Source organism: Amycolatopsis sp. cg13 (assembly GCF_041346965.1).
GTDB lineage: Bacteria > Actinomycetota > Actinomycetes > Mycobacteriales > Pseudonocardiaceae > Amycolatopsis.
The window spans coordinates 8794707-8806136 of record NZ_CP166848.1; the positions used below are offsets into that span (position 1 = coordinate 8794707).

An 11430-nucleotide genomic window follows, 5' to 3' on the forward strand; every position below is an offset into this window, starting at 1 on the left:
TTTCACCCGGCTGCGGGGTGATCTGTGGGTTTCCGCCAGGTCAGCAGGTACCGCCAGAAGACCAGCGGGCGGACGGTGCTGCCGGGGAGCAGGCGGGCGGCGTCTCGGCGGACGTCGTTCAGCGGCGGGAATTTCATGTGCACGGGGGCTTTGGCGACGGGGTCCGGGCCGCCATTGAGGCGGTCTCCGGCGAAGACGATCAGCCTGGCCAGGGCGTTCGCGGGGGCGGCGACGAACTCGCGGGCGAAGTCGCTCGGGCGGCTGGGGCGGGCGCAGCCGAGTGCTGCGAGCACGCCGCCGGGGGCGAGGGCGTCGCGGAGTCTCGTGACGGTTTCGAACGGGACATGGTGCAGGGACGCCAGGCAGGAGATGAAGGCGTAGGACCCAAGGTCCAAGGGATCGGTGGTCACGTCTGCGCGGCGGTACTCGACAGTGCCTGGTCCTGGCGAACCGGCGGCGGTGGCGCGCGTGATCATTTCGGCCGAGGTGTCGATGCCTTCGACGGTCATTCCGGCGGCGGCCAGTTTGCGCGCGAATCGGCCGTCGCCGCAGCCGACGTCCAGGGCCCGGCCGGGGCCTGGCGGCAGGAGCCGGAGCAGTGCCGGGTGATAGTGATGGTTGTGGTCGAAGGGCATGTGCCCGACCTTGCCACGGATCGCTGCGGGCGTGATCACGCGCGGGCCCCGGGGCCGCTGGGCGCGAGGCGGCCCCGGGTACGCTCGAGGATGTGCCGGGCCGAACCTTTCGCCTGGTCTTCCCGGTCGCGCGACCGCGCCGGGACAGCGACTTCAAGGAGTGCACGAGTGCCGCGCGGTGAGGAGCCCGAGGAGACCCGGCGGCCGGATCTCGCCGATCCGGACAGTTTCGCGGGGGTCGACGAACTGGGCGCGCTCGCGCACAGCGAAGACGAGTACGACGCCGGCAACGAGCTGGAGCCCGACCTCGACGCGCCCGACGCGGCCTACACCGTCGGCGGCGGGTCGCGCGGCGGGATCGGCGGCATCGGCCAGCTCGGCGACAACCTGGCGCTCGGCCCGGTCCCCGATCTGCACGCCGAAGAGGGCACTGAGCTGCACGAACTCGACGACGAGGGCGCGCCGGCCGAGTTCGGCGACGAGAACGGCCCGGAGGCCCGCCGCGACCTGATGGCCGCCGAGGCCGAGCTGAACCAGCGCTGGCCGGAGACGAAGCTCGAACCGTCGCTCGCCCGGATCCAGGCGCTCATGACGCTGCTCGGCGAGCCGAACCAGGGCTATCCGGTGGTGCACGTCGCGGGGACCAACGGCAAGGGCTCGGTCGCCCGGATGGTCGATTCGCTGCTGACCCGCATGGGCCTCCGGTCGGGCCGCTACACCAGCCCGCACCTGCAGCTCGTCACCGAGCGGATCGCGCTCGACGGCCGCCCGATCTCCGCCGCCCGCTACGCCGAGCTGTACCAGGACATCGCGCCGTACGTGGCGATGGTCGACGGCGCGAGCGAGGACGGCGTGCCGATGAGCAAGTTCGAGGTGCTCACCGGGATGGCGTTCGCGGCGTTCTCCGACGCCCCGGTCGAGGCCGCGGTGATCGAGGCGGGCATGGGCGGCGCGTGGGACGCGACGAACGTGGCTGACGCGCAGGTCGCGGTCATCACGCCGATCGGGCTGGACCACACCGAATACCTCGGCCCGACGCCGGTCGACGCCGCCGCGGAGAAGGCCGGGATCATCAAGCCCGGGTCGGTCGCGGTGATCGGCGAGCAGGACCCCGAGGTGCTGAACGTCCTGCTGAAGCGCACGGTCGAGGTCGACGCCGCGGTGGCGCGCGCGGGCAGCGAGTTCGGTGTGCTCGAACGCGAGGTCGCGGTCGGCGGGCAGATGCTGAAGCTGCAGGGCCTCGGCGGCGTGTACGACGAGATCTTCCTGCCGCTGCACGGTGCGCACCAGGCGGCGAACGCGGCGCTCGCGCTGGCCGCGGTCGAGGCGTTTTTCGGGGCGGGCAAAGACAAACAGCTCGTCGTCGAGGCGGTGCGCGAGGCGTTCGCCGAGGTCGAGAACCCCGGCCGGCTCGAACGCGTGCGGGCCGCCCCGGCGGTCATGGTCGACGCCGCGCACAACCCGATGGGCGCGCGGGCGCTCGCCGCGACGATCACCGACGAGTTCAACTTCCGCCGGCTCGTCGCGGTCGTCGGCGTGCTGGCCGACAAGGACGCGCGCGGCATCCTGGACGCGCTGGAGCCGGTGGTGTCCGACGTCGTGGTCACGCGCAGTTCGTCGCCGCGGTCGCTGCCGGTCGAGGACCTGGCCGAGCTGGCCGCGTCGATCTTCGGCGAGGACCGCGTGCTCGCCGAACCGGACCTGGAGACCGCGATCGAGACCGCGATCGGCCTCGTGGAGCAGAGCGACGACCCGGAGGAACCGCTCGCGGGCGGCGGCGTGCTGGTGACCGGATCCGTGGTCACCGCGGGCGACGCGCGCACGCTGTTCGGGAAGGAACCGGCATGAGCGAGAACCCTGAGACTCCTGCGACGCCGGTGAAGCCGCCCGCGAAGGACCCGATGAAGGGCTTCCGCGGCGTCATGGCGGGCACGTTGATCATGGAGGCGATCACCGTCGCGCTCGCGCTGCCGGTCGTCGCGAAACTCGGCGGCGGCATCACGAGCTTCACCGGCTGGACGGTCATCGCGTTGGCCGTGGTGCTGATCGTGCTGTGCGGGATGCTCAAGCACGTCTGGGCGGTGCCGGTGATCCTGCTGCTGCAGCTGGCGATCATCGCGATCGGCATCACGCAACCGGCGATCGCGATCATCGGGATCATCTTCCTGGCCGCGTTCGTGTGGTTCCTGTGGCTGCGCCGCGACGTCGCGCGCCGGATGGCCGCGGGGACGCTGCCGAGCCAGCAGCAGCCGCAGGCTTAAGCGTGCGGTACTGGCAGCCGTACTGGTGGCGGCTGTCGTTCCGCGCGGACGGCGAACCGGGATGGACGCCGATGGGACCGGGCGAGTTCAGCCAGGTTCCGAACGACGCGCTCAAGAACGGATCGCTCGAAGCGTGGGCCGACGCTCTGCTCGAGGAAGCGCCGGACGAACTCGACGACCTCCGCGGCGATCTGCTCCTCGAATGCTTTCCGGAACCCGGTGCCGCGCCGGTGTACTCCCGCGAGGTGCGGCTCAGCGGTAGACGCTGACCTCGATCAAGTTCCGGTCCGGGTCCCGGAAGTACACGCTCCGGATCGGCCCGGTCGCGCCCGTGCGGTCGACAGGCCCCTCCTCGATCGGCACTCCGGCCCCGGCCAGATCTTCGACGACCTGCTCCAGCGAATCGCTCGTGATCAGGCACAGATCCGCGCTGCCCGGCGTCGGCCGTTCCGCCTTGGGCTCGAACTCGTGCCCGGCCTCGTGCAGGTTGATCTTGCTGGCGCCGAACGTCAGCGCCTTGCGTCCGGCCCCGAACGTCACCTCGGTCATGCCGAGGACGCGCGTGTAGAAATCCACCGTCGCAGCGAGGTCGGCGACGGTGAGGACGAGGTGGTCGAGCCGGTCGATGCGCATGGTTTCACCCTATTCCGATGTAACGGCCGGGCCGCCACGGCGACGGTGCAAGTGTGATCGTGGTGCGCGAGCTGAGCGTGGACAACTGGGCGGAGTGGCGCGACCTCCGGCTGGCGGCGCTGCGCGAGGACCCGGAGGCGTTCAGCTCGAAACTCGCGGACTGGCAAGGCGAAGGCGACACCGAACCGCGCTGGCGGGCCCGGTTGCGCGACGTCTCGCTCAACGTCCTCGCCGACCTCGACGGCGTTCCGGCGGGCATGGTCAGCGGTCACCTTTCCGAACGTGGCGACACCGCCACACTGATGTCGATGTGGGTCGCTCCCTCGGCGCGCGGCAGGGGAGTCGGGGACGCGCTCGTCCGAGCGGTCGTGCGCTGGAGCGAAGGGCGCGGGGCGGGCGAGTTGGCGTTGCGGGTCGCGGGCGGCAACGAGTACGCCATGGCGCTGTACCAACGGCACGGGTTTGCGGAGCGTCCGCTGTCCGAACCCAGCGAATGCGAGCACGAGCTGGTCCGGCAAGCGCACCGAGCGTGACGACCGGCTGTGAGCTTCCTCCTGACGAGTGAGCCGTTCACCCGCCGGTCAGCCCGAGTTGGCCGCTTGGCCGTGGTCGCCGGATAGAACGACCGCCATGACCGAAACGACCCCATCGCGGCGCTCCGTGCTCAAAGCCGGAATCGCCGTGCCCGCGCTCGCCGCGGCAGGCGGGCTGCTGCTGCCCGGCTCCGCGTCGGCCGCCCCGCTCGTCCGCCGCGACCGTCCGGTGCTCGCCCACGGCGTCGCATCCGGGGACGTGACCACCGGCTCCGGCATCGTGTGGTCGAAGGCCGACCGCCCCGCGCGGCTGATGGTCGAGGTCGCGCGCGACCCGTCGTTCCGGCACGCCCGCCGGGTGCCCGGCCCGTTCGTCACGCCCGCCACCGGCGGCACCGGCAAGGTGCGCGTCGCCGGGCTGGCCCCCGGCACCGAATACCACTACCGCGTCACCGCCGTGGACCTCGACGGCCGCAGCTCGAGCGAGCCGGTCGCCGGCCGTTTCGCCACTGCGCCGGTCGGCCGCGCGAACACGCGGATCCTGTGGAGCGGCGACGTCGTCGGCCAGAACTACGGCATCAACCCAGGCCTCGGCGGCATGACGATCTTCTCCGCGATGGCCGACCGCCGTCCGGACCTCTTCCTGCACAGCGGCGACACGGTGTACGCCGACGGCCCGCTCACCGAAACCGTCACGCTCCCCGGCGGCGCCGGGACCTGGCACAACATCGTGACGCCGGAGAAGTCGAAGGTCGCCGAGACTCTCGACGAATACCGCGGCCAGCACGCCTACAACCGGCTGGACGCCAACTTCCGCCGGTTCGCCGCGGAGGTTCCCGCTTATGTCCAGTGGGATGATCATGAAGTAGTCAATAACTGGTACCCGGGCGAAATCCTCAACGACCGCCCCGAATACACCGAGAAGCGGGCCGACGTCTTGGCCCAGCGCGCGTTCCAGGCGTTCCACGAATGGCATCCGATCGACAGCCGCCAAGCGGTGGATGGCCGGGTGTACCGGAGTTTCCGCTACGGCAGCCGGGTCGAGGTGTTCGTCCTCGACATGCGCACCTACCGCGACGCCAACACCTCCGACCAGACCAAGCCCGGCCACATCCTCGGCGACGCGCAGGCCCGCTGGCTGGCCGACGCGCTCCGGCGCAGCACCGCGACCTGGAAGATCGTCCAGGCGGACATGCCGATCGGCCTCGTCGTGCCGGACGGCAAGGACATCGAGGCAGTCGCCAACGGCCTGCCCGGCGCGCCCGGCGGCCGCGAGACCGAACTGGCCTGGGTGCTGAAGCAGATCTCGCGCCATCGCGTGCGCAATGTCGTCTGGCTGACCGCCGACGTCCACTACACCGCCGCGCACCACTATTCGCCCGAGCGTGCCGCGTTCCAGGACTTCGACCCGTTCTGGGAATTCGTGTCCGGCCCGCTCAACGCCGGTGCGTTCGGCCCGAACAAACTCGACCCGACGTTCGGCCCGGAAGCGGTCTTCGTGCACGCTCCGCAGACGCAGAATTCCTCGCCGTTGCAAGGATTCCAGCACTTCGGCGAGGTGAATGTGGACGGTGCCAGCGGGGCGCTGACCGTCGACCTGCGCGACGCGACCGGGGCGTCGCTGTGGTCGAAGACGCTGCAGCCCCAGCGTCGCTGACCGGCCCGGTCAAGGCGTCGGATAGGCTCGGCTGTCGAATAACACGAATCCGCACAAGGAGAAATACCGTCGTGACTGAACGCACGCTGGTCCTCGTCAAGCCCGATGGCGTCGCGCGCGGCCTCGTCGGCGAGGTCGTTTCGCGCATCGAGCGCAAGGGCCTGAAGCTGGCCGCGCTGGAACTGCGCACCGTCGAGCGCTCCGTGGCCGAGGAGCACTACGCGGAGCACAAGGAGCGCCCGTTCTTCGGCGACCTGCTGGAGTTCATCACGTCCGGCCCGCTCGTCGCGCTGGCCGTCGAGGGCCCGCGCGCGATCGCCGCGTTCCGCCAGCTGGCCGGCGGCACCGACCCGGTCGAGAAGGCCACCCCGGGCACCCTGCGCGGCGACTTCGCGCTGGAGACCCAGTACAACCTGGTGCACGGCTCGGACTCGCCGGAGTCGGCCGAGCGCGAGCTGAAGCTGTGGTTCCCGGACCTGTGATCCGGCGCTAGACCCCGCGCACGCCGGGCTGGGACTTCGGTTCCGGTCCGGCGTTCGTGTGTCCGGACGCGGATATTGCCAGTGCTCGGAACCCGGCGCATCGGTTAACCTCCACCGGTGACTGCCCTGCCGCTGCCGCCCCGCGATTACCTGCCGCACCTGCGCTCGCTCACCGAGGCCTTCGCCGCGGAAGCCGCGGGCGACCTCGACAATCCGGTCCCGTACTGCGGCGACTGGACGAAACGCGACCTCGTCACGCACCTGGGCAACGTGCACCGGTGGGCCGCCGGGATCGTCCGCACCGGCGCACTGAGCGACCAGGAATTCGACGTCTCGCCGAGCGGCGACCTCGCGCCCTGGTACGCCGAAAGCGCCGCCGAACTGCTCGCCGCGCTCGAAGCGGCCGATCCCGCCGACCCGTGCTGGGTTTTCGGCGCCGCGGAGAAGGCGAAGGGGTTCTGGTTCCGCCGTCAGGTGCACGAAACCGCCGTGCATCTGGTCGATCTGTTCGGTGCGCGCGGCGCAACGACGCAGCTTGACCTGCTGATCGCCGCCGACGGCGTCCTCGAGGTTCTCGGCACGATGCTGCCGCGCGTCGCGCGCTGGAAGCACGAGGTTCCGCTGGCCGCGCCGATCACCTTGCGCGCCACCGACACCGGGCACGCGTGGACCGTCGTGCCCGGCGACCCGCCCGCGCTGGGCGAGGGCGAAGCGGTGGCCACCGTCGCGGCGCCCGCGCAGGATTTGCTGTTGCTGCTGTGGAATCGCACCGACATCCAGCCGGAGATCGCTGGCGACGAAGCCGTCGCGAAGGCGTTTCTCGCCGCGCGCATGACTCCCTGAGCGGATAATCCTGCGCCATTCAGGTCCCGTTCACCGCGGGGACTTCCGGCGGTCGCGCCGATGGATTTGGCTGACCTGAGCCATTTTCGCGATCGTGGGGTACCTGGTGAAAAGATCAAGATCCGTGCTGCTCAGCGCCCTCCTGGTGCTGACGCTGGCCACGCCTGCCACTGCCGACCCGCTCTCCGCTCCGCTCGGCCCGCCGCCGGTCGAGGGCGCGCCCGCCTTCTCCTCGGCCCGGGAAGCGGCGGCCGTCGCCGCGGCACCCGCCGCCGATGACGGCCTCGAGACCAGCAGCGCCACCAACGCGGTGGCGCCTGGTCTGAACCTCACTCAATTCGACCGCTTCGACCCGAAGGGCTGGATCCGCGGCGACGCGCTGAGCGTCGACCTCACCAGCAAGGTCCTGAAGCCGACTTACCTCAGCCCGGGCACCGTTTCCGCGCGCACCCCGCTGTCCCAGCAGGTCGCTCGCGCCGGTGCGGTCGCGGGCGTCAACGGCGATTTCTTCGACATCAACGCCTCCGGCGCGCCGCTCGGTGTCGGCATCGACAAGGGCGAGCTGCACAACGCGCCCGCGTCCGGCCACAACACCACCGCCGCGATCACCGATCAGGGCCGCGCGAAGCTCGCCGACATCTTCCTCGAAGCGTCGGTCACGCTGCCTGATGGTCGCGTTGTCCCGGCCACGAACTTCAACAGCCCGGTGCTCGCGAAGGACGCTCTCGGCGTCTACACGCCGCTCTGGGGAGCTTCGGCGCGCGCGACATCGGTTGCCGGTGCGCAGCGTGTCGCCGAGGTCGAGATCCGCGATGGTGTCGTGACGCAGGTGCGTCCGAAGCCCGCGGACGGCCCGATTCCGGCTGGCAGCACGCTGCTGCTTGGCCGTGAAGCTGGCGCGGATGCGTTGTCGGCGCTGAAGATCGGCGACCGTGTTGGCGTTTCGTACGCGCCGCGGACCGACGCGGGCAAGATCGCGGTCGCGGTCGGCGGGAACAAGACGCTGCTGAAGGACGGACAGCTCCAGCAACTCGACGACGTCACCCTCGCCCCGCGTACCGGCGTCGGTTTTTCCGCTGACGGCAAGCGGATGTGGCTCGTCACGGTCGACGGTCGTCAGGCCGACAGCCGCGGGATGACCGAGCTGGAAATGGCTCGTCAGCTGAAGCGGCTGGGTGCCGACGACGCGATCAACCTCGACGGCGGCGGCTCCTCGACGCTGCTCGCGCGGGGCGAAGGAGAAGCCGCGCCGTCGGTGCGCAACTCGCCTTCGGACGGCGGGGAACGCTTGGTGCCCAACGGCATCGGCGTCGCGACCGTCCCCGGCAGCGGGCGGCTGACCGGCTTCGCGCCCGCCCCCGCGCAGGAGGGCGACAACTCGACGCGCGTGCTGTCCGGCCTGAGCCGCGCGCTCGTGTCGAACGGACACGACGAGACTGGTGCGGCGGTAGCGTCGAAGCCGTTCTGGACGACGTCGAACCCGTTCCGCGGCACCGTCACGAAGAACGTCTTCACCGCGCAGCCCGACTTCCTGCACCCGGACGCGCGAGCCGACGTCACTGTCACAGCGCGCCAGAACTTCGTGAACGGCCGCACGAAGCTGACCGTGCTGGGCAAGCCGGTCCGCCTTGGTGCGAGCACGAAGCAGGTCGCGCTGTCCGGTGCCGACGCGCGCGGCGAGTTCCAGGTCTACGGCTACGACGCGGACGGTTACGGCACCTGGATCGAACCGTCGGATGTGAAGCTCGAATACGACCCCGCCGTGGTGAAGATCGAGCCGTCGGGCAAGGGGTTCGCGGTGTCCGCGAAGACCGCGTCCGGGGCCACCGCGATCACCGTGCACGCTGGCGGGAAGACCATGCATCTGGCGGCTTCGGTGGGCACCGAAGCCAAGGTCGCGGCTCCGCTGGCCGGTCCGGAAGGCTGGTCCGCCACGGTGTACCCGGCGGTCGTCGGCGCTGCGCTGTCGTCAGCGGACGGCCGCAACGGCGGGAAGGGCCTGGCGCTCGACTACCGGCTCACCGGCACCACCGCCACTCGCGCCGCGTATGTCAACGCCGCCAATCCGATCCCGGTTCCGGCCGGCACGCAGAAGATCGGCATGTGGATCAACGGCGACGGCAAGGGTGCCTGGATCCGCGCGGAACTCCGCGACGGCGCCAACACCGCGTCCATTGTGGACCTTTCACTGAGCGTCAACTGGACCGGCTGGCGATACGTGACCGCGGCGGTGCCCGCCGGGCTGCCGGACGGACAGCGGTTCACCCGCTTCTACGCCGTGGAAACCGCGGCAGGCAAGCAATACGAGGGCAAGCTGGTCTTCAACGACCTCACCTTCGAGGTCGCGCCGACCACGACCGTGCCGCACGATCCGGCCGTCCCGGACCCGGCGCTCGCCACCAACGGCACGCTCGGCAAGGGAGGCCTGAAGATCGCGGTCGTCAGCGACGCCCAGTTCACCGCCGACGCGCCGGACGGCCCGCTCGTCGCCCAGGCCCGGCGGGCGCTGCGCGAGGCTGTCGCCGCGAAACCGGACCTCGTCCTGATCAACGGCGACTTCGTGGATCGCGGCACCGCGCCGGACTTCGTCCTGGCCCGCAAGATCATCACGGAAGAGCTGGACGGCCGCGTCCCCTGGTACTACGTCCCCGGCAACCACGAGGCCGAAGCTGGCGACGGTCTGAAGAACTTCCAGGCCGCGTTCGGGGAAACGCACCGCGTGGTCGACGTGCACGGCGTGCGGCTGATCCTGATGGACTCCTCGCGCGGCTCGCTGCGCGCCGGTGGCTTCGACCAGGTCCGCATGATGCGCGAGGCGCTCGACAACGCCGCGCAGGACCGTTCGGTGCGCGGCGTGGTCGTCGCGATGCACCACCCGGTGAAGGACCCGAGCCCGACCGGCAATTCGCAGCTGGGCGACCGGAAGGAGGCCGCGCTGCTGCAGACGTGGCTGACCGGTTTCGAGGAAAAGTCCGGCAAACCGGCGGCTTCGCTGGCCTCGCACGCGGGCGTGTTCGGCCTGTCGCGCACGGACGGCGTGCCCTATCTGGTGAACGGCAACTCGGGCAAGACCCCTGCCGCGGCTCCCGGCGACGGCGGTTTCGTCGGCTGGACCATGGTGCAGGTCGACCCTGCGGACCGCAGCCAGCCGGTGCGCTTCGAGACGCGCCCGAACGTCGACGCGCTGACGGTGACCGGCCCGGGCACGCTGCCGTGGGGCGGCACCGGAAAGGTGACCGCTGCGGTCACACAGGAGGGCCGGTCGATTCCGGTGGCGTATCCGGTGAGCGCCGTCTGGGGCGGTCGCGGGGTGCACATCGGCAGCTGGCCGCCTGCCCCGTGGGACGTGGTGTCGCTCGACCCGGCGACCGGTTCGGTGCGCGGCTTGCGGCAGGGGACGGCGGAGATCTCGGTGACGGTGAACGGGGTGACCCGCTCGGTTCCGGTGACGGTGCGCTGATTGCTGGCGGGGCGGTCCTCGGGCCGCCCCGCTATTTCCGCGCGGTGCTGCGCCACAGGCTGATCGCGAGCGGGACGATCACGACGTCGAGGATCGGGTGGAACACGCTGAACGGGTTGGGATGGACGGCGACCAGCCGGTAGAGCCCGAGCAGCCCGCCGATCGCGGGGAAGATCGCGGCCGCGAGGAAGGCGGGCCGCGCTTGCCGGAACACCCCGGCCGCGATGGCCGCGTAAAGGACCCCGAAGGCCGCTGATCCGACCGTGTCCGAACCGGTTCCGTAGACGGCCAGCTGGCTCACGTGGGTTACCGCCGACAAGGCGAGGATCGAGCCGAGCAGCCGGGAACGGCTCTGCGAAGCCTCGGGGGAGAGCAGCACAGCCGTGCCTCCAAACGGTCAGGTAACCTGACTAAAAAAGGTAAGGTAGCCTGACTGGTGTGTCAACCCCGCAGGACCCGCCCGCCCTCGTCGCGCTGACCGGCTCGGCGCGCCTCGGCGCGCTGGCCAGGCGGCTTGCTCAAGCGGTGACCGCCGGAGTGCTCGCCGAAGTGCAGAAGCGGGACGCCCGGATCCGCGCGGTCCATCTGCGGGTGTTCGCGTCGCTGGAGAACGGACCGGCCCGAGCGGTCGCCGTCGCCCGGCTTCTGGGGACCACCAAACAGACGACCGGGCCGGTGATCGACGAACTCGTCGCGTGGGGCTATCTCGCTCGCCGCGACGATCCTGCCGATGCCCGGGCGAAACTCGTCGATTTCACTGGCGCGGGGCGAGCGTTGGCTGAAGCGGCGGCGGAAGCGGTTCGCGTGCTGGAATCGCGGATGGCTGACGAGGTCGGGCGCGAGGAACTGGATCGCTGCCGGGAAACGTTGTGGCGGGCCATCGAAGCGCTCGAGTCGCTCGGGGGCTGAGGAAACAGGTCGAGAAT

General features: G+C 70.7%; 12 protein-coding genes. 9 read left to right on the forward strand and 3 right to left on the reverse strand.

Annotated elements, in window-relative coordinates:
* Window positions 1–2 precede the first annotated feature (2 nt).
* Window positions 3–635 carry a class I SAM-dependent methyltransferase gene (locus AB5I40_RS41125; protein ID WP_370935602.1) on the reverse strand — a complete coding sequence of 211 codons (633 nt, stop codon included), beginning with the start codon at window positions 633–635 and terminating at the stop codon, window positions 3–5.
* Window positions 636–803: 168 nt separating this feature from the next.
* On the opposite strand from AB5I40_RS41125, the gene AB5I40_RS41130 reads away from it, so the two are divergent.
* From AB5I40_RS41130 to AB5I40_RS41140, 3 genes are read left to right on the forward strand one after another with little or no spacing between them, the layout of a single operon-like run.
* Window positions 804–2483: a folylpolyglutamate synthase/dihydrofolate synthase family protein gene (locus AB5I40_RS41130; RefSeq protein WP_370935603.1), complete on the forward strand. Its 1680-nt coding sequence runs from the start codon at window positions 804–806 to the stop codon at window positions 2481–2483.
* Window positions 2480–2896 (forward strand): DUF4233 domain-containing protein, encoded by a 417-nt coding sequence (locus AB5I40_RS41135; protein WP_370935604.1) that lies wholly within the window; start codon window positions 2480–2482, stop codon window positions 2894–2896. Before AB5I40_RS41130 ends, AB5I40_RS41135 begins: the two co-directional genes overlap by 4 nt.
* A 2-nt stretch (window positions 2897–2898) precedes the next feature.
* On the forward strand, window positions 2899–3165 hold the full coding sequence (locus AB5I40_RS41140; RefSeq protein WP_370935605.1) for a hypothetical protein: 267 nt from the start codon (window positions 2899–2901) through the stop codon (window positions 3163–3165).
* Here the strand turns inward: AB5I40_RS41140 and AB5I40_RS41145 are convergent.
* A complete protein-coding gene (locus AB5I40_RS41145; protein WP_370935606.1) occupies window positions 3149–3529 on the reverse strand; it encodes a VOC family protein in 381 nt (126 codons plus the stop codon). The two genes, AB5I40_RS41140 and AB5I40_RS41145, sit on opposite strands and share 17 nt — an antisense overlap.
* A 53-nt stretch (window positions 3530–3582) precedes the next feature.
* Between AB5I40_RS41145 and AB5I40_RS41150 the strand changes: the two genes are divergently transcribed.
* From AB5I40_RS41150 to AB5I40_RS41170, 5 genes are all read left to right on the forward strand, one after another.
* Window positions 3583–4062 carry a GNAT family N-acetyltransferase gene (locus AB5I40_RS41150; RefSeq protein WP_370935607.1) on the forward strand — a complete coding sequence of 160 codons (480 nt, stop codon included), beginning with the start codon at window positions 3583–3585 and terminating at the stop codon, window positions 4060–4062.
* Window positions 4063–4159: 97 nt separating this feature from the next.
* Window positions 4160–5719: an alkaline phosphatase gene (locus AB5I40_RS41155; protein ID WP_370935608.1), complete on the forward strand. Its 1560-nt coding sequence runs from the start codon at window positions 4160–4162 to the stop codon at window positions 5717–5719.
* Window positions 5720–5790: 71 nt separating this feature from the next.
* Window positions 5791–6201, forward strand: coding sequence for a nucleoside-diphosphate kinase (gene ndk / locus AB5I40_RS41160; RefSeq protein ID WP_020660996.1), 411 nt, complete (start codon window positions 5791–5793; stop codon window positions 6199–6201).
* A gap of 117 nt (window positions 6202–6318) precedes the next feature.
* Window positions 6319–7044 (forward strand): maleylpyruvate isomerase family mycothiol-dependent enzyme, encoded by a 726-nt coding sequence (locus tag AB5I40_RS41165; RefSeq protein ID WP_370935609.1) that lies wholly within the window; start codon window positions 6319–6321, stop codon window positions 7042–7044.
* 124 nt (window positions 7045–7168) lie between these two features.
* Entirely contained in the window at window positions 7169–10504 is a 3336-nt protein-coding gene (locus AB5I40_RS41170; protein ID WP_370935610.1) for a phosphodiester glycosidase family protein, read from the forward strand.
* Between the two features lie 31 nt (window positions 10505–10535).
* Here AB5I40_RS41170 and AB5I40_RS41175 read toward each other — a convergent pair whose 3' ends face one another.
* Window positions 10536–10883 (reverse strand): hypothetical protein, encoded by a 348-nt coding sequence (locus AB5I40_RS41175; protein WP_370935611.1) that lies wholly within the window; start codon window positions 10881–10883, stop codon window positions 10536–10538.
* A gap of 59 nt (window positions 10884–10942) precedes the next feature.
* Here AB5I40_RS41175 and AB5I40_RS41180 point away from each other — a divergent pair, with 59 nt between their 5' ends.
* Entirely contained in the window at window positions 10943–11413 is a 471-nt protein-coding gene (locus AB5I40_RS41180) for a MarR family winged helix-turn-helix transcriptional regulator (RefSeq protein WP_370935612.1), read from the forward strand.
* Window positions 11414–11430: the final 17 nt, after the last annotated feature.

Excerpts from the sequence above, each read along its gene's own strand:
- AB5I40_RS41125 (WP_370935602.1), bottom strand. The coding sequence starts at position 635 with ATGCCCTTCGACCACAACCATCACTATCACCCGGCACTGCTCCGGCTC.
- AB5I40_RS41135 (WP_370935604.1), top strand. The coding sequence starts at position 2,480 with ATGAGCGAGAACCCTGAGACTCCTGCGACGCCGGTGAAGCCGCCCGCG.
- AB5I40_RS41145 (WP_370935606.1), bottom strand. The coding sequence starts at position 3,529 with ATGCGCATCGACCGGCTCGACCACCTCGTCCTCACCGTCGCCGACCTC.
- AB5I40_RS41155 (WP_370935608.1), top strand. The coding sequence starts at position 4,160 with ATGACCGAAACGACCCCATCGCGGCGCTCCGTGCTCAAAGCCGGAATC.